Source organism: Halorientalis sp. LT38, from assembly GCF_037031225.1.
Lineage (GTDB): Archaea > Halobacteriota > Halobacteria > Halobacteriales > Haloarculaceae > Halorientalis > Halorientalis halophila.
The window spans coordinates 1,177,705-1,203,273 of the sequence record NZ_JAYEZN010000001.1 but is presented as its reverse complement, the minus strand read 5'-3'; the positions used below and the strand labels follow the sequence as shown (position 1 = coordinate 1,203,273).

Genomic DNA, 25,569 nt, shown 5'->3' with positions numbered 1-25,569 from the left:
CTCGAATCCTGGTCATTCGGCCGCCCGTGAGGACGCGTGGTCCCTCTCGGTCGGGACGGCTCTCGTCACGTCGGTGACGGTCACGACGAGCGGTTCGTCCTCGGGTCCCATTCCGCCCCGCAGCTCGCGGAGAATCTCCAGGGCGGTCGTGGTCGTGTCCTGGGGAGCCGTCGGCACTCGAACGCGTTCGACCGTACTCCTTACCTGTCAGACCAGTATATGCGCACACATGACTGTCGAACGAATGTACCAGGGGGTTGACCGGTGATGGAGTCGTCGGCGACGCTGGCACTCGGCGCGAGCGGCGGACTGTTCATGGTCGGACTCGTCACCGGCGTCTGGAAGTACGCACAGATGTGCGCGAGCGAGGACACGAGCGCACACTACTACGTCAACACCGCCCACCGGGCGTCGCTATTGTACTCCTTTGCGGCGCTGATACTGTACCAGTTCGCCCTTGTGAGTCAGTTCCCGCAGTGGCTCGAACTCCTCGCGGTCGGCGTCACGCTCTTTTTCTTCGTGTTCGCCATCGGGACCTACGTCGTCCACGGCGTGCTGCAGGATACGGACAACCAGTTCCGTAAGCCACACGTCCTGGGCCGCTTCGAACTCCCGCCGGTCGTCGTCCACGGATCGATGTGGCTGCTAATCGTCGGCGAGATCGGTGGGTTCGCGGTCCTGTTCGTCGGGTTTCTGCAGGCGGCGGTTCTGTAAACCGATCGCCGGACCGGCCAGTTCCCGTCGCCGGCGTGGCGGAAACCGAATCCCTTCGGCACAGTTCTCAACTGTTCGCTCCGATACCATTGGCGCATGACCACGGACGTCGACGTCCGCGACTGGCCGGAGACGGAACGCCGCGAGCGCCTGTTCGATCGACTGGAGCGCGCAGACTCCGGCGACGAGTTCGAGATCGTCGCCGATCGAGATGTCGACCCGCACCTGGTTCGCTATCAGATCGACTGCGATCGCGCGCTGGACTGGGAGTACGCCGACCCCGACGCGGAACCGCGGGAACTCCGGGTGACCGTGGGCGAGTCCCTCGACGGCACGCTCGGGACCATCGACGTCCGCGACCTCAAACCCCAGCGGCGACACGAGGCGCTCCTCGGGATCTTCGACGAACTGGGAGCGGACGAGGGGTTCGTGCTGGTGAACGACCACGACCCGAAGCCGCTGTATCACGAACTCCGGTCGATGCACGGTGACGTGGTCGACTGGGAGTACGCGAGCCAGGGCAGCGAGTGGCGCGTCGAGGTCGCCAAGACCGGCGAGTCCGACGCGGCGGACGAGGACGTCGTCACGCGGTACGACGTCCGCGACATCCCGAAGCCGGAACGCCACCCCACGATCCACCACCGGTACGGGATGATCCCCGAGGGCGGGACGATGGAACTGATCGCCCCCCACGAGCCGCGACCGCTCCACCAGGAGTTCCGCCAGCGCTACGGCGACTCGTTCACCTGGGAGGTCGTCGAGTCCGAACCGGGTCGCTGCCGCGTACAGGTGACGAAGGGCGAGGACGCCGGTGGGGATGACGGATCGTCCGGCACCGACGCGGACGCGGCGCCGTCGTCGGCGGGCGACGACGAAATCGAGATCACCGAGGAACTCGACGTCCGGGACCTGCCGCCGGCCCAGCGTCACGAACGGATCTTCGACGCGTACGACGAACTGGCGACGGGTGAGGGATTCGTGCTGGTGAACGACCACGATCCGAAGCCGCTGTACCACCAGTTCGAGGCCGAGGCCGGTCCGGAGTTCCGCTGGGCGTACCGGCAGAAAGCACCCGGCGAGTTCAGAGTGGTGATCGGCAAGGCCGAAGGGAGCGCCGACTCGCCCGGCGCGGGGGAGACGGAAGCCCCGTTCTGAGTTCGATCGGCTTCCCTGCCGTCGGTTAGGCCCCGGGGACGAAAATTACAGACTCGATCCGGTAGAAAACACCCCACAGCTCTTTGGGTGTGTGTTAATCCCTCTCACTGACGTAGCCCGTCACGCATGTTGGGAAGTGTATCCTGGGACGACGCGGACTGGGACGAGGTAATGGACGACGAAGCCGAGTAAGGCGACCGACCGTGGTTCTTTTCCGGCCGATACCGGACAGGCGAGTACCGTCTGGAAAACCCGCATCGAGGGCACGACGCGACGGTGTCGATACCGCGCGACCGTGGCCGAGGACTTTGTGGGGGCCGATCCCGGGTCACGGGACCGCCTCGAACACGAGTCTTTCGTCAGTCTCCTCGAACCGGGCGGCAGGCGTGGTCACCCGACTTCGTAGTTCTCGATGACGCCGTCCGCGGACTCCAGCCCGAGGACCTCGCAGGTTCCGTCCTCGATCAGTTTGACGCGGGCGTCGCGGAACAGCTTCTCGACGGGGTAGTCGCGGGTGATCCCGTTGGCCCCGTGGATCTGCACCGCCTCGTGGGCCACCTCGAAGGCCGTCCGCTTGCAGTACACCTGCGCGGCCAGCGCGTGCCGGTGAGAGGCGTCGAACTCGAAGGCGCTCATGTTCCGGTCGAAGACGTGTTCACAGACCCGGCGGGAGTAGGCCCGGCAGGTCTCGACCTTCTCGAACATGTCGTAGAGCTTCGCCTTGACCGACTGGTGCTCGCAGATCGGTTTCCCGCTCTGCTCGCGCTCGCGGGCGTAGGCGAGGGCCTCCTCGAAGGCGGCCCGCGCGAGGCCGGTGGCGATCGCCGCCATCCCGGAACTCGTGATACAGAGGATCTGGGTCAAGTCGACGTAACCCGTGTCCGGGTGGAGCATCGACGGCGTCATCACGACGTTGCAGTCGGGGACCCGGACGTCGTCGAAGACGAGTTCGCCCTGCGGACAGTCCCGCTGTCCGAGTTTGTCGATCGGAGGCCCCTTCGTGACGCCGTCGGCGTCGAGCGGGACGAGGACGGCGTAGCCGGGGTCGGCGTTCGACGGGTCCATTCCCGCGTGGAGCGCACAGTGGGTCGCGGCCGGCGCGGCCGACACCCACGAGGCCTTCACCCCGTTCAGGATCCACTCGTCGCCGTCCTGCTCGATCGTGATATCCGGCGGTGAGATGTTCTCCCGGCTCGCCCCGTCGATCCCGTTCTCGGTGAACGAGGCCGAGGAGACCAGCTCCGACCCGTGGTTCGGTTCGGTGACGCCCCAGCAACCGATGTACCTGCCGGCGTCGTCGGCCAGGTAGGGATCGAGGAACGACTCCTGGATCTCGTCGTCGAACGACAGCGACGCGAAGGTGGCCGGCAGGAAGTCGACCCCGAGCGCGATGGCGAACCCGGAACTCCCCCAGGCCAGTTCCTCGAGCATGACGTGGAACTCCCGACCGGAGAGCCCGCCGCCGCCGAACTCCTCGGGGATCACCGCGCTGTGATAGCCCAGTTCCTTCATCTGGGCCATGACCTCGCGGAAGGGCGAGCCCGCGTCCCCGATGTCGAGGTACTCATCACGACCCAGCCGGTCGATCTCCAGCGCCGCCGGCCGGACCTCGTTTTTCGCGAAGTCGTGGACCTCCTCGCGGAGCATCTGCAGGCTGTCGTCCTCGCCGTACTCCGTGTCGAGTTCGAGGTAGCTCATAGCTCCCACTCCTTGTGGACCTCGGTCGTCCCGAGCGCCATGTCGAACTCGCCGTAGAGGCCGGTCATCAGCCGCTCGACCGATACCTTGTGGACGGGGTCGTGGGGCGACTCGGCCTCGTAGCTGAGGTCGGCCGGGCCGACCCATCGCTTTTCGCGCCCCTTCGCGTCCGCCAGGAAGTCCATGTCGGCGTACCACTTGACCAGTTGCGTACAACCGTCGCCACCCTCGATGGGCGGGAGGTGCCGGATCGAGAGCAGGGGCATGCGCTCGTCGAGCAGCGTCTCGACGAGGCCGCCCCGGGCGCGACTCTCGGGTTTGACGGACATGGCGGCCAGCCGATCGCCCTCCCGGTCGAGGTGCCCGCTCACGATTGTCCCCTCGGTATCGAGGTCCATCTCGGCGAGTTTCTTCGGTGCGCCCGCCATCTCGCGACCGGCCGCCAGCGCCGCGTCGTTGGTCACGTAGATGTAGGGGATGTAGTACGCCAGTTCCCCGTCGAGGTCCTCGACCTGGATCACCGTCAGGTACTCGTGGTACTCCCCGACCGTGCTGAACGGGTAGTGGGTCAACAGGACGCCCGCCGTCGGCGGGTTCGAGTAGGGAACGATCCCCTCCGGCAGGATCGCCTCGACGTCCGGCGTGGTCGTGAAGAACGCGAGCACCGCGTCGCAGTCCCGGTACTCGATCTCGTGTTCGCTGGCCGGCGTCGACGGCGTCAGCGATGCGTTGTACAGCGATGCGTCGAATGGCGGCGCTTGACCGTTCGAATCCCCCTGTAACACCATGGACACCTCGTTGTGGAGGGGTCCCGTAACAGTGCGACCAAACCATTCGGGGGGATTTTATTCGGCGACGACTCGGAGAAATCTGCGCCGCAGCGACCACGATAAACGACCGAAAACCATCGACCGCCCGTTCATACGGGAATCCGGCCCGCGAACGGCGCTCCTGAGGCATTCGGAACTGGACTGAAATACCCCTCCACTGTTCAGGTCGTCCTGATCACCCGGTCTCTCGGCGGGGGAGTGGATTCGGTACCACTGCGAAAACCATGACGGATCGATCACGACGACTGTCAAGCGGGTGACGTACCGTACGGAACGACCAGGAGGGTGGCCAGCCGACCGAGGAGACGACCCACGGTCAGGTCCGCCTCGACTGTGACTGGGCGGACCGAGGAGGGGCACCTTGACCGGCTCCCGGCGTCCGAGATCGGTCAGGTATCGTCGGTCGACGACGGCGCCGAATCTTCGATCTCTTCTCCGCCGTCGGACCGGGGGTCCGACGAGGATCGCGAATCTTCGATTTCCTCACCGCCGTCGGTCATCGCCGGCAGTCGCTCGTCCCCGAACCAGTCCCACTCGCGACCGAGCTGTCCGGACTCGTCCAGATCCCAGGGGTCACCGTCGGCGACCCGTGGCCCTTCGAGCCACGAGGTGACGATGTTGTAGAGGAAGATGATCTGCCCGATGGCCAGCACGAAGGCTCCGAGGGTCGCCAGCTGGTGGAGCAGGGTGAACAGGTCGATCGGCCCCACCTCGAGGACGTAGGTGGCGTAGCGCCGGGGCATGCCGGCGTAGCCGAGGATCACCATCGGGAAGAAGGTGAGGTTGGTGCCGATCATCGTCAGCCAGAAGTGCCCCTTCGCCAGCGACCGCTGGTAGTGCCGGCCCGTCACCAGCGGGAACCAGTAGTAGATCCCCGCGAACACTGCGAAGGCGATGGCGCCCATGATGACGTAGTGGAAGTGCGCGACGACGTGGTAGGTGTCGTGCAACACCAGGTCGACGGGGATCGAGGCCTCGAAGACGCCGGTGACCCCGCCGATGATGAAGTTGAAGACGAACCCGACGCAGAAGAGGAAGGGAGCAGTGAGTCGTAGCTTCCCGTTCCACATCGTCGCGATCCAGTTGAACGTCTTCACCGCGCTGGGTATCGCGATGGCGATGGAGACGGCCATGAAGGAGGCGCGCAGGCGCGGGTCCATCCCCGTCGCGAACATGTGGTGGGCCCAGACGCCGAAGGAGAGGACCCCCAGCGCCAGCGTCGAGTAGACGACGAACTTGAACCCGAACAGCTTCCGGCCGGTGAACTTCGGGAGGATGTAGCTGATCAGTCCCATCGGCGGGAGGACGAGGACGTACACCTCCGGGTGGCCGAAGAACCAGAACAGGTGTTGCCACAGCATCACGCCGCCGCCGTCGGCCGCGAAGAAGGTCGTCCCGAAGTTGCGGTCCATCAGCAGCATGATCAGCGCCGAGCCAAGCAGCGGGAAGGCGAAGATGATCTGGGCGGACTGGACGAGGACGGTCCAGGAGAAGATGTCGAGTTTCGCCCAGTTGACGTCCTCGCTGCGCTCGGTGAGGATTGTCACGATGAAGTTGATCGCCCCCATCGTCGCCGAGACGCCGGTGAGGTGCAGGCCGAGCAGCATGAGGTCGACGCCGGCGTTGGTCTGCTCGACCGACAGCGGCGTGTACATCGTCCAGGCGGTCTGGGCCGGGTCGATGCTCGGCAGGAAGAAGCCGCCCCAGATCAGGAGTGCGCCGGGCGGGAGCAGCCAGAACGCGATGGCGTTGATCCGCGGGAAGGCCATGTCGTCGGCGCCAATCAGCAGGGGGATCACGTAGTTCGAGAAGGCCGCGAGCATGGGCGTGCCGAACAGGAACAGCATCGTGATCCCGTGGCTGGTCAACAGCCCGTTGTACACCGAGGTCTCCATGATGTCCGCGGCCGGCCCGAGCAGTTCGACGCGCATCAGCAGGACGGCGACGCCGCCCCACGCGAACGCGAGCACGGCGAAGGCGCCGTACATCAGTCCGATGTCCTTGTGGTCGACGGTCGTCAGCCACCGGACGATGCCGCCCGGTTTCTCGACGTGTCCGTGTTCGGCGCCCCCGAAGAGGCCGTCACCATCGGCCGACCCTATCGGCGTGTACGACTGCCAGTCTTCGACCCGACGCAACCAGGCGGCGGTGCCGACAAGCACCACCCCCATCAGTACGACGCTCGTCCACGACGGAATTGCCATTCTACGGCCGCGTTCAAGCGAGTTCCCTAAGGGTGTTGTCGCGAATATCTTCGCCTCCCCCTGTCACTCGGTCCCAGTCCTGAACGTGCGGACGACGCTCCGGAGCGATTTGCCGAAGAAGAACCCGATGGTGCCACCGAGGACGGTCGCGGTACCCCCGCCGACGGCGAACCCGACGCCCACGCCCAGGAGTCCCAGCGGCAGCGACGGCCGTCGGCCGAGTCGCGAGCGAACGGTCACATCGTCCACGAGCGGTCGGACCGGCATGTCGTCTCGGCCGAACCGGTTCGGTCGGTCACCGATGGGACCCCGTGACCGGCCGGACAACATGTTCGCCACCGCGGCTATGGCCGATCGTGACCTACTATCGTCGATGACCGACCGCGCGGACCGACTCCGCGAACTCGCGACCGACCTCCGCGAGCACGAGGCCGTCGCGGACGCGTGGCTGGCCAAGAGTTTCACCGACCGCCTGCTGGTCCTCGACCTCGCCGAGGGAACGAGCGTCCCCGACGAGATCCGCGCCCTGCTCAACGAGCACGACTGCTACGGCGCGAACGAGGTGTACGAGACCGGCGCGGCCGACGCGTCCTTCGCGGGCGCGGTCGGCGACGAGACGCGCCACCAGTTCGTCGACGTGCAGACGCGCGGCGACCACCAGTCCTACGTGGTGGAGTGACGGCGTCGCCCGCGCGTTCCCCTCGGCTTCCTAGCCCCCGCAGTGACACGGGTCGACGCCGACATTTCGGCCGGACCGACGAGAACCGATCTACCCTCGCGTCAGGGCAGGATGCGCCGGGCGAGCGCGGCGAGGCGGTACAGCACCGTGTTCCGCTCGTACTGTCGCCACCCGGCGTAGCCGCCGGTGAGCGTGGTGGCGTCGTACCCCGCCGATTCGAGGTGGTCGGTGGCCGTCCGGGCGACGATGCCGGCCTTGCAGACCGTGACGATCTCGGTATCCTCGGGGAGCGCGTCCAGGTGCGGATCGAGAGCCTCCACGGCCCCCTCCCGCAGGTCGTCGTATACCGGCGCGTTGTAGCTCCCCTCGAGGTGGCCGTCCCGGTAGCTGTCCGCCGGTCTGACGTCGAGGACGAACACGTCGTCGGCCGCACGTCGGTCGTCGAGTCGACCCGGCCCGATCCCGCTCATCGTCTCGTCGCGACCAGCAGGAACGTTTCCGACCGCGTCGCCCGGAACTCGATCTCGAAACCGGCCGCGTCGAGCGCCGAGGCGGCCTCGGTTTCGCTGAACCGTTCGTCGAGCGGTGGTCCGTCCTCGCCGGTCCCGTCCGCGGACCAGTCGGCCACGACGAGGCGGCCGCCGGACGCGAGGACTCGGGCGAGTTCGGCGAGCGCACCGTCCGTTGCGAACTCGTGGTAGGTCATCGTCGAGACGGCTGCGTCGAGTTCGCCGTCGTCGAACGGGAGATCCTCGATTCCCGAGGTGACGAGGGCCACGTTCTCGGGGACGCCCTTTTCACGGTAGTGGTCGTGCATCGCCTCCTGAATGTCGACGGCGTAGACGCGATCGACGTGTGGAGCGACGTCGTCGGTGTAAAACCCCGTCCCGCTCCCGAGGTCGACTACCGCGTCCGTTCCTGTCGGGTCGAGTGCCCAGAGGAGTTCCTCGCGGGAGACGGACCGATACCGGGCCGCGGCGTCCTCGAGTTTCGCCGCTTTTCCCGCGTCGAACGTGTGATGTCCCATTCGAAGATAGTTGTGTATGGACCGTGAAATGACTGCTGAATTCCGCGGAACACGTCCGGGTTGTCCAGCCTGTCGCCTCGCCGGACAGTCCCTCCCTCACAGACGCAATTATCCTGTTCGTGGGACTATACGAACGCGAGAAACCGTTTCACTTCCGACATACTTATGGCTTCGACACTCTCCGATATTGGTCAACGTGAGCAATACCGATATCGAAGTCGCCGAGGTCGCGCGTCGTCTCGCGACGGAAGACGCTCCGGACCTCTTCGTCGTTGACGTTCGCGAGACGGACGACTACGCGTCGCATCGGATTCCCGGGAGCGCGAACGTCCCCGTCTACGAGGACCTCCTCCAGTACGACTTCTCGGGACTCGAGACGCACCTCGACGACCTCCCCGACGACGAGGAGATCGCGGTCGTCTGCAAGGCCGGCGTCACGTCCGCTCGCGCTGCCGAGTTCCTGCGGGCACACGGCTTCGACGCGAAGTCCGTCTCCAACGGAATGCGCGCCTGGAGACGCTTCGAACGACAGACCGAACGACTGGGGTGACCGCACGCTCGATCGAGCGGCGCTGAGTCGGTCGCCGTCGCGGTAGGCGTGCCGACGGCAGGCGAGCGACGGAGCCAGGGGTCAGACATGTGTCTCGGCGGACCCACCCCGCGTTTTTCCGGCACAACGTGGAACCGGGCGTATGGGGATCGAGGGGCAACTCTGGGGACTGCTGGCGCTGTTCGGGATCGCTGCGGTCGTCGGCGTGCTCGCGGCGAGGGACGCCCGGATCCAGTACACGATCGGTCTGGTCGTCACCGGGTTGCTCGTCTCGGCACTCGGGCCGCCGATCCCCGACCCCATCACGTCCGAGTTCATCCTGCTCGTCTTGCTCCCGGCGCTGATCTTCAGAGACGCCGTGACGATCGACGCCAGGGCGCTCCGTGCGAACCTGACGCCGATCCTGTTGCTCGCCGTCGTCGGCTTCTGTTGCTCGATCGCGCTGGTCGCGGTCGCGAGTCGCTACCTGTTTGGCTTCTCGCTCGTCGTCGCGGTTCTGTTCGGTGCGATCGTCATGCCGACCGATCCCGTCTCGGTCGTGGCGATCTTCGAGGAACTCGACGTCCCCGATCGGCTCGCAGTCCTCGTCGAGGGCGAGAGCCTCCTGAACGACGGGGTCGCCATCGTCGTCTACGCGACGGTTCTGGGCGTCCTCGAGGCAGGGCCCCTCGGCGTCGATCCCGTCCGGTTTCACGGGCCGGTCGAACTCGCTCTCGACGTGGGGGCTGGCATCACCGTCGCGTTCGTCGGGGGCGTCCTCGTCGGGGGCGCCGCGGGCGCGCTCGCCGCGGTCGTCGTCGCGTTCGCCGACGACCGACCGACCGCCGTGATCGTCTCGGTCCTGACCGCCTACGGCGTCTACCTCCTGCTCTACCAGTTCGGTACCAGCGGTGTCATCGGCACCCTCGCCGCAGGGTTCGTCCTCGGGGCGGAGGACGGGCCCGCCGACATCGCCCCGGAGATTCACTTTTCGATCGGGTTCGCGTGGGACCTGGTCGCTGTGCTCGCCAACACCATCGTGTTCGTCTCGATCGGACTCATCACGCCGGTCGATCTCCTCGTGGCCCACGCGCCGGCCATCGCCGTGACCGTCGTCCTCGCGTTTCTCGCCCGGGCGCTGGTCGTCTACCCGTTGCTCGAACTGTACAACTGGTGGCAGGCGACGCCGATCTCGCGTGCCGCCCAGCACGTCGTCGCCTGGTCGGGCATCCACGCAGCGGTCTCGGTCGCGCTGGTACTCGACGCCCGGGCGCAGCTCCCGACCGCGCTCGCCGAAGAGTTCACGGCGTTGCTGTTCGGCGTCGCCGCGTTCACGCTCGTCGTCAACGGGACGACGATGTCTGGACTCGTCGACCGACTCGACCTCTCCGGCGACGATCCCTGGCGACTGCTCTACGACGCGCTCGTCGGCCGCCTCCACGGCGTCGACGCGGCCCTCGAAACCGCCGACAGCCTGTTCTCGGACGACGAGATCCCCGAGAGCGTCTACATCGATATCACGGCGGCCTACCGGGACGAACGGACCGAGATCGTCGACGCGATCGAACAGTTGCTCCGGACGTATCCCGCGCTCAGAGCCCACGAACGCCGACGGAGCGAGCGGCGCGTCCTTCAGGCCGAACACGAGGCGATCAAGCGAGTCGTCCAGCGCGGGGAGATCCGCGGGGACGTCGGCGAGTCGTTGCTGGCCGACGTGGAACGCGAACTCGACCGCGTCCTGACCGACGACCAGTCGATCAGGGGGTCGATGCCGCCGGCGAAGCCACACTGGCGGGAGTTGCTCGATGGGGTGCCGGTCGACATCGAGGTCGGGACCGAGGACTGGTCGGAGCCCGACCGGGAGACCTCCGAGTCGGAGGGAACGGACGGGACCGACGGGAGCCCCTGATCGGTGAGTCGCGTCGTGGGTCGGTGGCCCGCCCCGCCAGTCGGCCTGGAGCAGGCGGGAGACCGTGCTTCTTTGTCTCTGCTGGCTCCTGGGTGGAGTATGCGCGCAGCAGTCTTTCACGGCCCCGGCGACGTCCGCGTCGAGGAGGTCCCGAAACCGGAACTGACGGCTCCGACCGACGCGCTCGGCCTCTGTGGCGTCCTCGCCGCTCGTCGGCTGGGCGCCCGCCGGATCGTCGCCGTCGGCCACCACGAGGACCGCCTCGACCTCGCCGAGGGGACGAGCGTCCCCGACGAGATCCGCGCCCTGCTCAACGAGCACGACTGCTAGGGCGCGAACGAGGTGTACGAGACCGATCCGGGTGCCGCGACGGTGCCGACTGCCGGCCCCAGTTCGGAGGGGCAGTGACGGGGGAAGCCAGCGGTTCCATAACTCCTTTCTCGACACCGGGAGTCGTCGGGGTCATGTCTCCGACTGAAAACGTCCCTTCGTTCGGGAAGCGATTCGGTCTGGGCCTGCTGCTGGGTTTGCCTGGAATCCTGGCCCTCGTCGGCTACATCTACCTCATGACGCCGGCTACTGCGGTCCCGGCCGGGCTGTCACTCCCGCTTCTCGCTGTGGTCTCGGCGATCAACCCACTGTTGCTCCTCGGTGTCGCGTGTCTGCTTGGTGCGTTCGCAGCGCCGCGGGTCCGACTGCGCTCGTACGCCATCGAGGGATCTGGCACCGATGACGGCATCTGGCAACACCTCCGTGCTGAAGCCGGTCTAGCGGTCGGAAGCGGCATCATCGGAGGTATCCTGATCGTCGTCCTCGACGCAATGTTGATGCCGTTCGTCGCCCAGGACCTGCCACAGTCGGTTCTCGGAGCGACCAGGCCAACTGTGCTCGATGTCCTCGCCTACGCGCCCGTCCGATTTCTCTACGGGGGAATCACCGAGGAACTCATGCTCCGGTTCGGACTGATGTCCGTCCTCGTGTATGCCGGCTGGCGCGTCACTGGGCGACGAACTGACGGCCCGCAACCGAGAGTCGTCTGGTTCGCAATCGTCGTGTCCGCCGTCCTGTTCGGCGTGGGTCATCTTCCGGCACTCGCCCAGTCAGTCGCCCTCACGCCGGCACTGGTTGCTCGGACGGTACTGCTGAACGCGGTCGCCGGCGTCCTCTTTGGCTGGCTCTACTGGCGACGCAGTCTCGAAACCGCGATGGTCGCTCACGCCTCGTTTCACGTCCCCCTCCTCGTGCTCTCGCTCGTACAGGTCGCGGTGCTGTGAACTGAACGCCCGCTGGGCCCAGCACAGCAATTCTACGGGCTGCTGGGGACGTCAACAGCTCCAGTGAGTCACATTTTTCGTGCACGGAGGTGATGGTGCTCCCGAGACCCTCCATGCGAGCGATTGAGACCTCCGCTTTGACCAAACGCTACGGCGAGACGACCGCCGTGGATAGCCTCGACCTCACCGTTCCCGAGGGAACCGTCTATGGCTTCCTCGGTCCGAATGGCTCCGGCAAGACCACGACGATGCGGATGCTCACCGGCCTGACAACGCCAACCAGCGGAACTGCAACTGTCACTGGTGTTTCCGTCACCAACCGAAAAGCTCTCCGCCCTCACATCGGCTACCTCCCCGAGGAACCACCCCTGTACGAGCAGGCCACGGCCTATGAACAACTCGAATACATCGCCGGTCTCCGGGATATCCCACAGCAGGAAGTCCAGAACCGCATCGATAGTCTCCTCGACCGTGTGGGCCTGTCGCCGGACGATGCCGCAACCCGAATCGCCGACTACTCGAAGGGGATGCGCCAGAAGGTCGCCTACGTCCAGGCAGTACTCCACAGTCCAGACATCGCCTTTCTCGACGAGCCGACATCCGGGCTCGACCCACGCGCGGCTCGAACCATCCGTGAACACATCCGCGAACTCACCGACGAGGGGACGACGGTTTTCCTCACGACACATATTCTTCCAGTGGTCGAGGAGATCGCCGATACTGTCGGCATCCTCTACGAGGGACGACTCGTCGCCGAGGACACGCCCGAGCAGTTGACCCGGCGCGCTGAAACTGGTGATGCCCGAACCCTCGAAGACGCATTCCTCGAAGTCACGAGCACGGACCCAGCAGCCGGGGCGTCCGTGGAGGCCGAGGATGACTGAACCGGGCTGGCCACGCCACGTCCTCCAGGTTGGCGTTTTCGAGTTCCGGCGCACAATCCGCGCCATTGTCGACGACAAGGCACGGGCGTTCCTGATGGCTGCTGGACTGGTGTTCCCCTCGCTCATGCTCGTCGGCTTTCTCTACCTCTTCGCCGACGTGATCAGGGAGGCCGGCTCGATTTCACTCCCCCCGGTCGCCCGTGGAACCGTCGCCCTCCTCTGGCTGTTCGGCGTGTTCATCGCCACCCAGAGGGTTGTTTCCGCTCGCCCGCGTATCGACGCCGAACCACTCATGCTCACGACCGTCTCCGCACGGACGGTCGTGGGCGGTCTCCTGATCGCCGAGACGCTTCGCGTGCTCGCCTATCTGGCCCTCCCGGTACTCGTCCTCACGGGTGGGGTGGTCTCCCTCTTCGCCTCCCCCGTGAGTGCCGTCCTGATTCCACTCGCGGCGGTGCTTTTCGGCCTCACCGCCGTCCTCCTGGGAATGGTGCTGGGTTACGCCATCGCGCTCTTGATCGCAACGTCACCGTTCGTCGCTCGTCACAAGACCGTTCTCGGAGGCCTCGCCGCGTTCCTCGCAATCGGAGGCTACCTGCTTGTGACCCTCCCCCAGTTCGGCGGTATCGGCCAGGAGGCGCTGGCGGTACTCCCCGTCGGATGGTTCGTGGACCTCGCCGTTCTCGGCAGCCCCGTCCGTGGCTCGACGACCCGTGCAGTCGTGGCCCTGGGTGGGAGTCTCTTGGTCGTCCTCGTCGGCATCCTCCTCGTCGAGCGGGAGGCGACGCGGCTCTGGTTCACCGACCCCGTCAGCGGTGACGTCGAGAAGGCTGCACCCACCGATCACACCACGTCCGGATCGGAGAGGACGCGGACGGCGCTCGCCGATGGGATCGCCCCGGTCGGGATTCCACGTAGTGTCACCCAGCCGGTTCGCCGCGTCGCCCAGTGGAGTATCCTGCGAACTCGCCGAGACCCGAGACGACTCAACTTCCTGTTGCTCCCCGTAGTGGGGGTCGGGAGTGGCCTGCTCAGCTCGAGTGCGCAGTTCGGGTCGCCCTGGGCCGTCCTCGCCCCAGCGGCTACCGTTTTGCTTCCCTGGGTGGCCGGCGCCACGTTCGCCATGAATCCGTTCGGCGACGAGGGACCGGTCCTCCCGACGACGCTCATCGCGATCTCCGGGTCGGCGTACGTCCGTGGTCTGATGGTTCCCGGTCTGCTCTTCGGGCTCCCGCTCGTCGTGCTGGTAACGACCGGGGCCGCGCTGGCCGCCCCGTTCGAACTGTCGGTCGCCGCCGGACTCGTCGGGACCAGTGTCCTCGGGACCCTCGTCGCCGTCACAACCGCCCCGGCCGTGGGGATGTATTTCCCACGGTTCAGCGCGATCAGTATCGGGCAGAGCCGTGACGTGATTCCGCCGCGATTGCTGACGACGTTCGTTCACTTCTTCGGCGTGACGATCCCCGGACTACTGCTGGCTCTCCTTCTTATTGACGCCGGGATCGCCCGGTCGGTCGTCGCTGGTGTCGTGGGCTTTCTCCCGGCGACCCTCCTCACACTCGCTGCCGGGAGCGATGGGGGCATCCTCTCGGACGTCGGAACGTGGTTTCACGGCATCGGTGCCGGAATCCAGTCCATCGGTGTCGGACGGTTCCAGTTCGCGGCCAGTGGGCTGCTCGTCGTCGGAGCGGTCGTCGTCGCCGTCGTCTCGTACCGCCTGGCTGTGCGGCGGTTCGACAGCTACTCGCCACCGGCGTGATCAGAGGGGGTCACCGCTCGGCGCAGGCGACCGTCGCGACGGCGATCTCGGTCGCTTGGCCCCTGACTGGAGAGAACGGGATGAAAGCGGATCCCAAATGCTTAGGATTGGTCAGTCCTGGCTTCGCCCGTGACGTCCACACTGGAACAATACGGGACGGGGAGTGGAATCCCGTTCGGTGCCGGTATCGGAGCGACAGCGGCGACGCTCTCTGGCGTGGGAGAGCAATTCGCGGTCGTTACCGGATTCGGCGTGATGGGTGGGCTCGTCGTTGGGGGCTTCGCAGGCCGCTTCACTGCCGAACATCTCGACCGACCGAACTGGGAACGGCGCGTGGTGGCGTTCACGCTGCTGGTGAGCCTCTTCGTCGGCGGTCTGCTCGGCGCGCTCACGGGATGGATGGTCGATGGGCCGATCCTTCCGGGATTTCTCGTCGGTGCGGGTACTGGGGGTGTTTTCAGCTTCCTGCTGAGTGGTACGCTCGTGGCGACGGCACGCAAGGAACAGTCCCCCGACGCTCGTACCCCCTGAACGTGTTGACCCCGGTATCGAAACACGCGCGTGCAGTACTGCAGGCCTCTCGGAGCTGTTCCTCGTCGCTTGGACTACCCTCGACGAGTCGCGTCCGACATCGCCGCTCGAATCGCCGTTGCCAACTCCTCAGGGCGCTGGCTCCCGACCAGCAGATCGCGGTCGCCGGGCCGCGTTAGGAACACACCGCGCGAGCCACGGACGTTGTACGCGATCGCTCCTGGACGCCAGCGGATTCCCCACCCGCCGTAGTCGCGGAGTGGCCGATACGTCGTCGCCTCGACGAACTCGATCGCCGTCCACGGTACCCGCCTGAACGACCGGTGGAGTGGAGCAAACCTGATGTAGAGTCCGTCGTCTCGTACCTCCGAGACCAGGCGAAGTGACCACATGAACCCGTAAACGGCTCCCATGATGACTACTCCGAGCGGTCCACTTCCCACGATAGTCACGAGACCGACGACTCCCAGCAGGGCCCAGAGCCACCACTGTCGGAATCTCTGCTCCTCGCGGAAGGGAATCTCATCTGCCACACCTGTACTCAGGAAGCGAAGGTGAAAAATCGGCTAGCTTCTCGCCGGGTCCATCCACCAGCATCTCGTGAGCACGCTGGGTTAGTCGATTCTCGTCGGCGTGTTCGGTGGCATTGCCGGCGGGTTCGCCGGGTCGATGCTCCCGGCCGATGGGCCGGACAGGGCGAGCGTGCCATCCTCAGATCGTTGTTCGGTGACTTCTTCGGCGTCTACTCCGTCGCGTTCTATCGAACGCTTTCCCAAATGCCTACTTGACTCGCGGCGGTCGTGTCTCCCATGTCGAACGTCGATACTCGTCGCTCTGGCCTCGTTCGTCCAGTTGCGGAACTGGTGGGGCTCACCGTTGCCGCGTTTCTCGTCTCGTTGATCGCTGGCGTGGCGTTCATCGTCCCGATGTTTGTGCTGGGGTACGGAATCGAAACGACGCTGGTTCTCGTCGGGTCAACAGCCGCAGGCCAGGTCGCGTTTCTCGGTGTTGGCTACGCCTACAGCAGGCTTCGTGACATCTCAGTCGCCATCGCGCGCCCGTCAGGTCGACAGCTCCTCGTCGCGCTCGGTGGAACCGTGGCCGCGCTGGTGGTCGCAACTGTGCTATCGGTCGTGCTGACCGTTCTCGACCTGTTGCCACAGTCGGTGATCGGCGAGATCGCCACGCGGAATCCGACGTTCCTGCTCGGATTGGCTGCGCTCTCGGTGGTCCTCGTCGCACCCGCAGAGGAGTGGCTCTTTCGCGGCGTCATCCAGGGCCGCCTCCGCCAGCGGGTCGGTCCTGTGCCCGCGATCGCGGGGTCAAGTCTTCTGTTCGGGTCGATGCATCTCGCCAACTACGCCGGTTCACTCCTCTCCGTCGTCGCCGGCGCAGCACTCATCGTGGCCGTCGGCTGCATTTTCGGCGCACTGTACGAATACACTGACAACCTCACGGTCCCCATCGTGACACACGCGACGTACAACGTCGTGTTGATGGTACTCGCATACTTGACGATATAGCGTGTCCGGACGGTGGCCGTGGCGGCAGTTCCCCGAAGGGAGCGTTCCCAAGTCCGACTCCAAGAGCGATGGTGCCGTGTGAGTTGGAATCCATAGCGTTCCCCTGTTTTCTGCGGATATAATTCTGCGTAACACGTACCCACACTACCGCTGAGAACCAACGCCGGTTTATCGCGCACGTCGACCGGGCACTCACAGGTTTCGTTGTGGTGGTAGCAGTCTCGTCACCTCAGAGAACTACCAGGGCCGCTGCTGCACCGAGGAGTGCGATGCCGATGAGAGCAACAACGATCACGGGCCAGAATACCCGAAAGACGGTTCGAAACGGCGTGGTTTCCGACAGTACGAGCGGATGGTCTCCGGCTTTGAGTACAGCATTCACTTGGCCGGAACGCGTACTGACACCGGATTCACTGTGAGCCTCCCCGAATACCGTCACTGACTCACCGGGATCGAGTCGGCGCTCGATGTATCGTCGGTCGTCGCCGACTTTCAGTTCGATGATCTTCAGGTCCCAGGTTCGCTCTTCGGAATCGACGGCCTCGGTCCGGTCGATGAACTCCCGAATCCGAGCGGGGGGTCGATCACCACCGGCGACGTCGATCGTCGTGCTCGTATCGAGACCGAGTCGGACCGTCGACGGATCGACGAGGACGCTCGCAGTCTCGTCTTCGAGCAGGAACGGAACCGCAGCACGTCCAGAGTCGATCTCGACCCACGTCGTGCCCTTGTCGGTCGTCCGACGCTCCTGGACCTCGTACGCGAGGGCAAGAGACTCCGTTCCAGTGAATGGGCTGGGGAGGCTGTCTTCGTACTGAACCGCTGTCCCCGAAATACTAACCGGGCCAGTCGTCCCTGTCGTGAGCGAGTAGACGTCCGTCGACGGGCCGAGGACCTGCCGAATCGCCCCTGCCTCTCGAAGCACGAAGGCGAGTGCGAGCAACCCACCGCAGACCAAACTGACTATCAGGAGTAATCCGAGCGACGACGATGGGAGACCAACCACGTGTCGAACTACGTTCGATTTGACCTCAGTGTACCGATGCCGGTATCGTGACAGTGAATAGCGACCACGCTTTGGCAGTCTAGGGGGATGTGAGGGCGTTCTGGTTCAAGTCGGTCACACGGGGACAGGAATTGCTTCGGAGCGGTACGTTCATTGGAGTCTCTGTCAAAATCAATCGCATGCCTGACAACGTGCTCGTCGCCATCGATGGGTCCCCACTCGCCGAGCGGGCGCTCGGCTACGCACTGGAAACCTTCCTGGATGCGGCAATCACCACTATCTACGTCATCAATCCAGTCCACTCGGTAATCGACGTGGAGGCCAGGGGGCTCTCAGTCGCAGAGGACTGGCACGAAAACGCCCAGGACCGGGCGAACTCGATTCACTCGGCGGCCAGCGATCTCGCAGCAGAACACGGTATCGACCTCGATACTGTCACCGAGATCGGCAAACCGGCACGTGCCATTCTGGCGTACGCAGACGAGAACGATATCGACCAGATCGTCATCGGTAGCCACGGCCGGTCGGGAATCGATCGAACACTCCTCGGGAGCGTCGCCGAGACGGTCACCCGGCGCGCACGGATCCCGGTGACAGTCGTCGCATGACCTGGGCTGGACAGAAGGACGACGGGGCGATGACGACCGAGGGTCCGGACTATCCCGCGCGCAGATGGTCGAACGAATACCCGGCAGAGTGCCCGCTTCGGGATACCCGTCCCAACCCGAGGTAGAACACGTGGCCATCACTGACCCTGCCACGATCTCGACGTGCACGATCGATATCGAACGCCGGGGCGGTCGTAGCGAGGCAGGAGCGCGCGCACTCGAACGACAGTTACAGGGCATTTCTGGCGTTCACGACGTGGACGTCTCGTTTCGAACTGGAAGTGTTCGGATCTCCTACGACGAGGGTGTCACGTCCGACGACACGCTCAGGGAAGCGGTCCGCGACCAGCGCGTCTCACTGCAGGAGGATCTCGAGAGGGGGACCGCCGACGCGAGTACCCGTTCGGAACTCAATCGAGAAGCCCTGTTCGTCGGCCTGACATTGCTCGGCATGGCGACCGGCCTCGTGACCGGGTGGCTCGATGGCCCGCCACTATTGCTCTGGACCGGCTACGGCGTCGCGTACGTCTTCGGCGGTTGGTACGGTCTCAAAGGCGCAATCGAGACACTGCGCCACCGCGCGGTGGATATCGACCTGCTGATGATCGTCGCCGCACTCGGGGCGCTGTCGATCGGCGCGCCGTTCGAGGGAGCGATGCTCCTCTTCCTGTTCTCGCTCTCGAACACGCTCCAGCATTACGCCATCGGCCGTTCGCGCCGGGCGATCAAGTCCCTCGTGGAGATGCGACCGGACGAGGCGCAGGTGCTGCGGGACGGTGCGGAAGTGACGGTCCCAATCGACGAGGTCGCCGTCGGTGACGTGTTCGTCGTCCGTCCCGGCGACAAGATCCCGCTCGACGGCGTCGTCAGGGACGGCGAGGGAACGGTCGATCAGGCCTCGCTCACCGGCGAGTCGGTGCCCGTGCCGAAAGAACCCGGCGACGACGTCTTCGGCGGGACGATCAACGAGAGTGGGAGCCTCGAGATCGAGGTAACCAGGCAGGCCCACGAATCGGCGATCAGCCGACTCATCCACATGGTCGAGCGTGCCCAGAGCGAGAAGGCCCCGACACAGCGACTCATCGACCGGCTCGAACAACCGTACGTCCTCGGGGTGTTCGCGCTCACGATCGCAGCGATCGCGATTCCGCTCGCGCTCGGCAGCGAATTCACCGGCACGTTCTACCGCGCGATGACGCTCATGGTCGCTGCCTCGCCGTGTGCGGTCATCATCTCGACGCCCGCGGCGGTCCTCTCGGCGATCGCGTCCGGTGGCCGACAGGGCGTCCTGTTCAAGGGCGGAGAACACGTCGAGACGGCGGCGAACATCGACGCCGTGGCGTTCGACAAGACCGGGACGCTCACGCGGGGCGATACGCAGTTGACCGACGTGTTCGTCCGGGATGGCGCAGGGGACGGGACACTGACGGACGACGATCTGCTCGCGGTCGCGGCCGCGGTGCAGGCCCGCTCCGAGCATCACCTCGCTCGCGCGACCGTCACAGCGGCAGACGACCGCTCCCTGACGGTGCCCAGTGCACGGGGGTTCGACTCGGTCGCGGGGAAAGGCGTCCGAGCGGACGTCGAGGCGCGGACCATCCACATCGGGAACCGGAGTTACTTCGACACCGTCCTTGGGGACACACGGATCGATGGGCTCCAGCCCGGGTTAGAGCGGCTCCGAACGCTCGAATCGGAAGGCAAGACGAGCGTGCTCGTCGCCGAAGAACGAGGGGACGCCGTTACCGTGCTGGGGTGGCTCGCGTTCACCGACACAGTCCGTCCCGGCGCGGCCGAGATGATCGCCGACATCCGCTCGCTCGGAGTGGAGCACATCGTCATGCTCACGGGCGACAACGAGCGCGTCGCCCAGCGGATCGCCGCGGAGGTCGGCATCGACGAGGTGCAGGCAGAACTGCTCCCGGAGGAGAAAGTGACGACTATCGAGGATCTCGTCGACCGATACGAGAACGTGGCGATGGTCGGCGACGGCGTCAACGATGCCCCGGCGCTGGCAACGGCGAGCCTCGGTGTCGCAATGGGTGGTGCAGGAACCGACGTCGCGCTCGAAACCGCCGACGTGGTGTTGATGGGCGACGACCTCAGCAAGATCCCATTCGTCCTCGGACTTGGGCGAAAGACCCGTCGGACGCTGCTGGTCAATCTCGCGATTGCGTTCGGTGCCATCGCGCTCATGGTCGGTACGATCCTCCTCCGAGGCATCCCGCTCCCGCTCGCAGTGGTCGGCCACGAGGGATCGACGGTTCTGGTCTCACTGAACGGCCTCCGGTTGCTCGGGTACCGCGAGTGACGGACCATCTCGATAGCGTATCGAGTCTCCGGGCCATTTTGAGACCACTCTTTCGGGGAATCCCCTCAGCACTTACACTCGAACGTGAAGAGAGTCCCTCGCCCGTCGACAGCCGAGACAGCGACGTCCCGCAGTCGCTCCCGTGTGTCCGCTGTGAGCGGCCGGTCGTCGAACACCTCGTGGCTCGTGACACGGGTCGTGAGCGCGTCGAACAGTTCGGTCGGTCGCGGCGCTTCAGAGCGCCTCACGAAACGAACCGCCGTCGACGTCACACACTGTTCTGACGAACTCGCGGACGATGTCGGTGTAGGCCGCTGGGCGTTCGAGATTGACGGTATGACCGGCATCACGGACGACGACTGGGGTCGCGTTCGGCAGTTCCGTGCACCGCTCGATTGCTGCTGGGCGATTGATCCGATCGTCCGCGCCGTTGACCAGACAGATTGGCCCTCCGAACGCCGAAAGTCGCGACGGGAAATCCCTGCCGACGAGTGCTATGCCGGACTGTCCCCACGCGTCTAGCGATAGTCCCGTTTGCAGAATCTCGTCGGTCACCGCATCCGAAAGTGGGAGTGACCTGAGCCGCTGGGCCATCGTTCGCTCGAATCGGCCCTTTCCGCCGGGGATCCTGGCCCCAAGTCGAAACAGATAGCTACTCGCGGTCGTCCTGAGTCCCAGCAAACCGCGGTAGTCGGCACTGCTCCCGGAGAGGACCAGCCCTGCCACGTCGTCTGGGTGGCGAGCAGCTACTTCGGTCGCCACATACCCGCCGAGCGAGTGGCCGACGAGCACAGTGCAGTCGCTCTCCACGTCGGCCAGAACCGCTTCCACGGTCTCGACAGCCTCCTCGAATCGGAACGGTTCGTCGATGCGATCTCCGTGTCCGGGAAGGTCAGGTGCGATGGTCCTGTACTGGTCCGAAAGCGATTCGATCTGTGGAACCCAGAGCTTCCGCGAAATACCTGCACCGTGGACGAAGACGACAGCGGGCGCGTCGACTGGACCACGGCTATCGACCGACGACGTCGAGAGTCCTCGCACCACGCTGTGAAGATGCTCGCGGAGCGGCGTCGGGTTCAGCGTCGCCGTGATGTGCCCGCGATCGACGACCGCTAGCTCGGACGCATCGTAGGAGGACCGCTGGACCTCGGACTCGACGTATCGGTCGTGTCTCGCCAGCAGTGGATAGACCCTGCCCGCATCGCTACGTCGGAAGTCCGCGTCGAAATCCAACGTCCGCTCGATTGCGTCGGGATCGTCACGTCCGGCTCGCCCCAGCAGCCGTCGGTAGGCCGACCTGGTGAACAGCTTCCCGAGCGCCGCCCCAGCGAGCATCGGGACGTACACGTCCGCGGTTCCCTCGTACGCGCGATGCAGGTTCGTGACCCAGCCACCGAGACTCACGCCCGAGACGACGACCGGCCCACCGCCGCTCTGCCGGGCGACGATTCCGTCGACGGTCGCGACGGACGTCGCGAGCATCGCGACGAAGTTCGACAGGTCGCCCATCTTCCGCGCGTAGTCCTGCGTCGTCCCGTCGTGAAACGGAGCCCTGAGTCCGATGACGTTCGCCTCGAACTGGTCTGCGTGGTCGACCAGAATATCTCGGAACGTGTTCGGAGTGAAGCGACTCGACGAGAACGGTCGCTCGTCGTTCCCGTGATGGTAGACGACCGTCGGATGAGCAGTACCGACCCACTCGGCCACTTTGATGCCGACATCGACTGTACCAGCGGGTGTCTCCGCTGAGAGTTCGTGTAACTCCTCTTCGGTCAGGGATGGCACCGAAACGCTGACCGAGGGGAGCATCTCGTCGACGCGCGGGGAGTCGACACTCCGGGCGAAGAAGCCGTCGTCACCGACGAGGAGCGAACCGAGGCGGACGGTCGCCTCGTCGACCAGTGCGTGGTGGGAGCGCATCGCTGTTACGGCTCCGACGAGGGGTCGTTCCCACGTCTAGTTTCGGGAAAGGGTGGCCGAGCACAGACCAGGAGTCTGTACAATATCAATACATCCGCTGTATGAGACGGTATCCTCACCATAAATCTCAGTTAGATGTAATATTGATATGCTGCTGTGAGCAGAATGCCAGGTTGACAACGACACCAGCGTAGGCGACGGTATAGTCGAGCAGGGTCAACGTCAGCGAAACGACCGCGATTGCGCCCACGAGTAACGGCCAGTACTCCCAGTCCGTGAGCACCGCGCCGACAGCGACGACGAACCCGGTGGCGGTCACCGCCCAGAGGACCCCAAACACCCGCATCCCCGCGTCCCCGAGGTTTACTGCACCGCCGAGAAGCGTCGTTTTGTAGGGGAATTCGGCGACGTCAGTGCGTTCGAAATAGACGGCGGTACCGAGAAAATGAACCAGTCCGTGTCCGAGGAGAACGATCGATCCCACGTACGTCAGGAGAGTTCTCATATCTACTCATACACGATGTCTCGATATGATATTGCCGACAGATGAACTCTTGCGCCGAATGCGATCAGTACTGGCGAAACCGGGACCACAGACGGGCGTCTCTGAGAGATCTCGTCCACCGCTGATTCCCACGCGCCGTTCCGAAGAGCGAACATCTATGGTGATTTTCACGCTATCCCGAGGTGCCGATTACTCCCATTCTGTGATCGATACTGCTGGTAGAGAGGTTTCTGACAGCTTCGACACCGTTATTATAGCGTCTCGGTCACCCCTATACGTCAGACAGATCGATGCAGTTTCTCACACACCTACGGCACCAACGGTGGACGACAGTGTCAGGGTATCTTCTGTTCGTCGCGCTGATGGTCGCCGGCTACTACTACAACATCACGTTCGTCCAGCTGGGGCTCATCGATCTCGGGACGCGCCTCGTCGGGATGTCCGAAACCGCCGTCTCGATGTGGATGGCCGCGCTCGCGCTCGTGACGCTCGTCGTCGCGGTCGTGACCGGCGTGACGATGGACCGCCGCGGCTGGAGCACGGACCTTCGAACGAAGCTTCGACTCCTGTTTGGCGTGGTCTGCGTCCAGTTCGCGCTCACGGTCGTTGCACCGATGATACGGAGCGTTCCCGCGTTCGGCGCGTGGATCGTCCTCGCGTCGATCGGACTCGGTGTCGGCTTTCCGGTCTCGTTCTCGCTCGCGATCGATCTCGTTCCTGTCCCGGACCGGGGGTACGTCGCTGCGGCCATCACGGCGATCACGTACTTCCTCGCGAACGCCATCCCGCTTTCCTGGTCGATCGACGTCTTCAGTCGGCTGCTGGTCGCCGTGATGGCACCAGGACTCGTCGTGTTGGGCGTCCTTTCGTTCGTCAGTGTCGACCGTCTCGACTCCTTTCTCGACGCCCTGGGCACGCAACACGAGACCTACGGCATCGGCCGGTTCTGTCACGGGGAGCGGATCCGGACGCGGAGTCTCGCGTTCGTCGTGCCGGTCGTCCTGATGTTCGGCGTGTTCTTCATCGACAGCCTCGGATTTCTCCGGATCATCGACACGCCATCGCTCCTCCTGAGTTCCTGGCAGTCGCCCGACCTCTCGACGCGCCTGTTCATCGCCGTCGCACACGTCATCGGTGCGGTGATGGCCGGCGTCATCTACGCGAACTACTCGCTCTCGCGCATCTTCCTCTGGACGTTCGCGCTGTTCGCGCTCACGCACGTCATGTACACGTCCGACCTCCGATTCGCGGAGTTGTTTCCCACTATCGCCGGCGACGGGACGTCTCCCCTGAGTCCCGCCCTGTATGCGGTGGCCGTGAGCTTCTATACGACGCTGAACTTCGCGCTCTGGCCTGACCTCTCCACCCCAGAGACGATCGGGACCCACTCCGCGATCGGCATCGGCGTCGCTGGGTGGCTCGCCACGTTCTCGAGCACCGCGCTCGCGCTGTACTTCCAGGCGGCCGACCTCACGCTCCTCTCGCACCTGAACGTGGTGCAGGCGCTCTCCTTGCTCCTCCTGTTCGGACTCGGGGTCGGCCTGTACGCGAGACGGATGGCTGAACTCGCTCGCGAGAACGGAGGTGTCGGTGCGTGAGTCCGACCGAGGCTATCCCGCTTCTCATCGTCGTCCTCCTCATGGTCTCCATCGGGGGCGGCGACGTCCAGGAGCTGTCCGTGACGTTCCAAGGGGACAGCGAACCCGATTCGCTCGCGGACGTGCATGTCGTCGCCGGCGGTACCTCCACCGTCCCCGGAAACGCGACTCTCGACGGCGATATCTACGTAATCGGTGGCACCGCAGCCATCAACGGCAGCGTCGACGGCGACGTGACCCTTCTCGATGGGAATCTCTCGATCACTGACGGCGCAACTGTGACTGGGACTCTCCAGACGTATTCGGGCGCCGCTGCTGTCAGCTCCGACGCGTCGGTCGGGCAGATCTCACAATTCGAGGCTCCCACCCCATCGAACTCGCCGGGACAGCGGATTGGGGCCTTCCTCCTGCAGTTCTTCGTTCTCGGTGCGTTCGGGTGGTGGCTCGTACGACGGCACCCACTCCTCTTCGAGCACGTCGGCGCGGCTATCACCGATCACGGGCTCGTCAGCGGCGTCGTCGGCAGCCTCGGCGCAACGACCCTCCTCGTCCTGTTCGTCTACATGGCGTTCACCCTCATCCTGCTTCCGCTCGCCATCGTCGGGCTGTTCGCCGAGTTCCTGGTCATCCTCTACGGCCAGGCCGTGTTCGGGTATCTCGTCGGGACGCGCCTCCCGATCGAGTCGGATGGCATCGCGACGCTCGCTGGAATTGCCGTGTTTCTGCTCGTCCTCGAGGTACTCGGAGCCGTCCCCTACCTCGGTGGGGTCGTCCAGATCCTCTTCGCAGTCGTCGGGTTCGGTGCCGTCCTGAACACGTACTTCGGGCTCCAGCGGTTCGAACCCGTCACGATCCCCGGAGGCACATAGTCATGGACACAGGACGCAACGACCCGAGTACCCGAA

The 25,569-nt window shown here is 65.0% G+C and carries 25 protein-coding genes and 1 pseudogene; 15 read left to right on the top strand and 11 right to left on the bottom strand.

Going from position 1 to position 25,569, the window contains the following annotated elements:
* Positions 1-12: 12 nt before the first annotated feature.
* Complete coding sequence (locus U5918_RS06170; RefSeq protein WP_336000254.1) at positions 13-177, bottom strand: hypothetical protein; 165 nt, start codon at positions 175-177, stop codon at positions 13-15.
* Between the two features lie 90 nt (positions 178-267).
* On the opposite strand from U5918_RS06170, the gene U5918_RS06165 reads away from it, so the two are divergent.
* Entirely contained in the window at positions 268-714 is a 447-nt protein-coding gene (locus tag U5918_RS06165) for a hypothetical protein (protein WP_336000253.1), read from the top strand.
* A 96-nt stretch (positions 715-810) separates the two neighbouring features.
* On the top strand, positions 811-1,869 hold the full coding sequence (locus U5918_RS06160; RefSeq protein ID WP_336000251.1) for a DUF2249 domain-containing protein: 1,059 nt from the start codon (positions 811-813) through the stop codon (positions 1,867-1,869).
* A 390-nt stretch (positions 1,870-2,259) separates the two neighbouring features.
* Here U5918_RS06160 and U5918_RS06155 read toward each other — a convergent pair whose 3' ends face one another.
* The 4 genes from U5918_RS06155 to U5918_RS06140 form a co-directional block, all read right to left on the bottom strand.
* Positions 2,260-3,567, bottom strand: coding sequence for an acyl-CoA dehydrogenase family protein (locus tag U5918_RS06155; RefSeq protein WP_336000249.1), 1,308 nt, complete (start codon positions 3,565-3,567; stop codon positions 2,260-2,262).
* A complete protein-coding gene (locus tag U5918_RS06150) occupies positions 3,564-4,355 on the bottom strand; it encodes an acetoacetate decarboxylase family protein (protein WP_336000248.1) in 792 nt (263 codons plus the stop codon). The genes U5918_RS06155 and U5918_RS06150 overlap by 4 nt, the downstream gene beginning before the upstream one ends.
* A gap of 431 nt (positions 4,356-4,786) precedes the next feature.
* The gene (locus tag U5918_RS06145; RefSeq protein ID WP_418771170.1) at positions 4,787-6,601 is read right to left on the bottom strand and encodes a cbb3-type cytochrome c oxidase subunit I; all 1,815 of its coding nucleotides are present in this window, start codon (positions 6,599-6,601) and stop codon (positions 4,787-4,789) included.
* A 63-nt stretch (positions 6,602-6,664) separates the two neighbouring features.
* On the bottom strand, positions 6,665-6,868 hold the full coding sequence (locus U5918_RS06140) for a hypothetical protein (protein ID WP_336000247.1): 204 nt from the start codon (positions 6,866-6,868) through the stop codon (positions 6,665-6,667).
* 106 nt (positions 6,869-6,974) lie between these two features.
* Between U5918_RS06140 and U5918_RS06135 the strand changes: the two genes are divergently transcribed.
* Entirely contained in the window at positions 6,975-7,280 is a 306-nt protein-coding gene (locus U5918_RS06135; protein ID WP_336000245.1) for a hypothetical protein, read from the top strand.
* Between the two features lie 101 nt (positions 7,281-7,381).
* Here U5918_RS06135 and U5918_RS06130 read toward each other — a convergent pair whose 3' ends face one another.
* Complete coding sequence (locus tag U5918_RS06130; protein ID WP_336000244.1) at positions 7,382-7,750, bottom strand: rhodanese-like domain-containing protein; 369 nt, start codon at positions 7,748-7,750, stop codon at positions 7,382-7,384.
* Complete coding sequence (locus U5918_RS06125) at positions 7,747-8,307, bottom strand: class I SAM-dependent methyltransferase (protein ID WP_336000242.1); 561 nt, start codon at positions 8,305-8,307, stop codon at positions 7,747-7,749. The genes U5918_RS06130 and U5918_RS06125 overlap by 4 nt, the downstream gene beginning before the upstream one ends.
* Before the next feature lie 196 nt (positions 8,308-8,503).
* On the opposite strand from U5918_RS06125, the gene U5918_RS06120 reads away from it, so the two are divergent.
* The 7 genes and pseudogenes from U5918_RS06120 (at position 8,504) to U5918_RS06090 (ending at position 15,193) form a co-directional block, all read left to right on the top strand.
* Positions 8,504-8,857 (top strand): rhodanese-like domain-containing protein, encoded by a 354-nt coding sequence (locus tag U5918_RS06120; RefSeq protein ID WP_336000241.1) that lies wholly within the window; start codon positions 8,504-8,506, stop codon positions 8,855-8,857.
* Positions 8,858-8,999: 142 nt separating this feature from the next.
* Positions 9,000-10,745 carry a cation:proton antiporter gene (locus U5918_RS06115; protein ID WP_336000240.1) on the top strand — a complete coding sequence of 582 codons (1,746 nt, stop codon included), beginning with the start codon at positions 9,000-9,002 and terminating at the stop codon, positions 10,743-10,745.
* Between the two features lie 99 nt (positions 10,746-10,844).
* Positions 10,845-11,051 (top strand): annotated as a pseudogene (locus U5918_RS06110) (hypothetical protein); the annotation flags it as partial.
* A 158-nt stretch (positions 11,052-11,209) separates the two neighbouring features.
* Positions 11,210-12,019 carry a CPBP family intramembrane glutamic endopeptidase gene (locus U5918_RS06105; RefSeq protein ID WP_336000238.1) on the top strand — a complete coding sequence of 270 codons (810 nt, stop codon included), beginning with the start codon at positions 11,210-11,212 and terminating at the stop codon, positions 12,017-12,019.
* Between the two features lie 113 nt (positions 12,020-12,132).
* Positions 12,133-12,903 (top strand): ABC transporter ATP-binding protein, encoded by a 771-nt coding sequence (locus U5918_RS06100; RefSeq protein WP_336000237.1) that lies wholly within the window; start codon positions 12,133-12,135, stop codon positions 12,901-12,903.
* Positions 12,818-14,662, top strand: coding sequence for a hypothetical protein (locus tag U5918_RS06095; RefSeq protein WP_336000236.1), 1,845 nt, complete (start codon positions 12,818-12,820; stop codon positions 14,660-14,662). Before U5918_RS06100 ends, U5918_RS06095 begins: the two co-directional genes overlap by 86 nt.
* Positions 14,663-14,791: 129 nt before the next feature.
* Positions 14,792-15,193 (top strand): hypothetical protein, encoded by a 402-nt coding sequence (locus tag U5918_RS06090; protein ID WP_336000235.1) that lies wholly within the window; start codon positions 14,792-14,794, stop codon positions 15,191-15,193.
* A gap of 74 nt (positions 15,194-15,267) precedes the next feature.
* Here the strand turns inward: U5918_RS06090 and U5918_RS06085 are convergent, their stop codons facing one another.
* A complete protein-coding gene (locus U5918_RS06085; RefSeq protein ID WP_336000234.1) occupies positions 15,268-15,726 on the bottom strand; it encodes a DUF6141 family protein in 459 nt (152 codons plus the stop codon).
* A gap of 276 nt (positions 15,727-16,002) precedes the next feature.
* On the opposite strand from U5918_RS06085, the gene U5918_RS06080 reads away from it, so the two are divergent.
* On the top strand, positions 16,003-16,716 hold the full coding sequence (locus U5918_RS06080) for a CPBP family intramembrane glutamic endopeptidase (RefSeq protein ID WP_336000233.1): 714 nt from the start codon (positions 16,003-16,005) through the stop codon (positions 16,714-16,716).
* A 229-nt stretch (positions 16,717-16,945) separates the two neighbouring features.
* Here U5918_RS06080 and U5918_RS06075 read toward each other — a convergent pair whose 3' ends face one another.
* Positions 16,946-17,641 carry a GIDE domain-containing protein gene (locus U5918_RS06075; RefSeq protein WP_336000232.1) on the bottom strand — a complete coding sequence of 232 codons (696 nt, stop codon included), beginning with the start codon at positions 17,639-17,641 and terminating at the stop codon, positions 16,946-16,948.
* A 260-nt stretch (positions 17,642-17,901) separates the two neighbouring features.
* On the opposite strand from U5918_RS06075, the gene U5918_RS06070 reads away from it, so the two are divergent.
* Together U5918_RS06070 and U5918_RS06065 are read left to right on the top strand one after the other, a co-directional pair.
* On the top strand, positions 17,902-18,330 hold the full coding sequence (locus U5918_RS06070) for a universal stress protein (RefSeq protein WP_418771169.1): 429 nt from the start codon (positions 17,902-17,904) through the stop codon (positions 18,328-18,330).
* Positions 18,331-18,460: 130 nt separating this feature from the next.
* On the top strand, positions 18,461-20,641 hold the full coding sequence (locus U5918_RS06065; RefSeq protein WP_418771168.1) for a heavy metal translocating P-type ATPase: 2,181 nt from the start codon (positions 18,461-18,463) through the stop codon (positions 20,639-20,641).
* Between the two features lie 234 nt (positions 20,642-20,875).
* On the opposite strand, the gene U5918_RS06060 is transcribed toward U5918_RS06065, so the two are convergent.
* Together U5918_RS06060 and U5918_RS06055 are read right to left on the bottom strand one after the other, a co-directional pair.
* Positions 20,876-22,561 (bottom strand): alpha/beta fold hydrolase, encoded by a 1,686-nt coding sequence (locus U5918_RS06060; protein WP_336000228.1) that lies wholly within the window; start codon positions 22,559-22,561, stop codon positions 20,876-20,878.
* 127 nt (positions 22,562-22,688) lie between these two features.
* A complete protein-coding gene (locus tag U5918_RS06055) occupies positions 22,689-23,066 on the bottom strand; it encodes a hypothetical protein (RefSeq protein ID WP_336000226.1) in 378 nt (125 codons plus the stop codon).
* A 290-nt stretch (positions 23,067-23,356) separates the two neighbouring features.
* Between U5918_RS06055 and U5918_RS06050 the strand changes: the two genes are divergently transcribed.
* Together U5918_RS06050 and U5918_RS06045 are read left to right on the top strand one after the other, a co-directional pair.
* Positions 23,357-24,664, top strand: a complete 1,308-nt coding sequence (locus tag U5918_RS06050; protein ID WP_418771167.1) for an MFS transporter — start codon at positions 23,357-23,359, stop codon at positions 24,662-24,664.
* Positions 24,661-25,533 (top strand): polymer-forming cytoskeletal protein, encoded by an 873-nt coding sequence (locus U5918_RS06045; RefSeq protein WP_336000224.1) that lies wholly within the window; start codon positions 24,661-24,663, stop codon positions 25,531-25,533. Before U5918_RS06050 ends, U5918_RS06045 begins: the two co-directional genes overlap by 4 nt.
* The last annotated feature ends 36 nt before the right edge of the window (positions 25,534-25,569 follow it).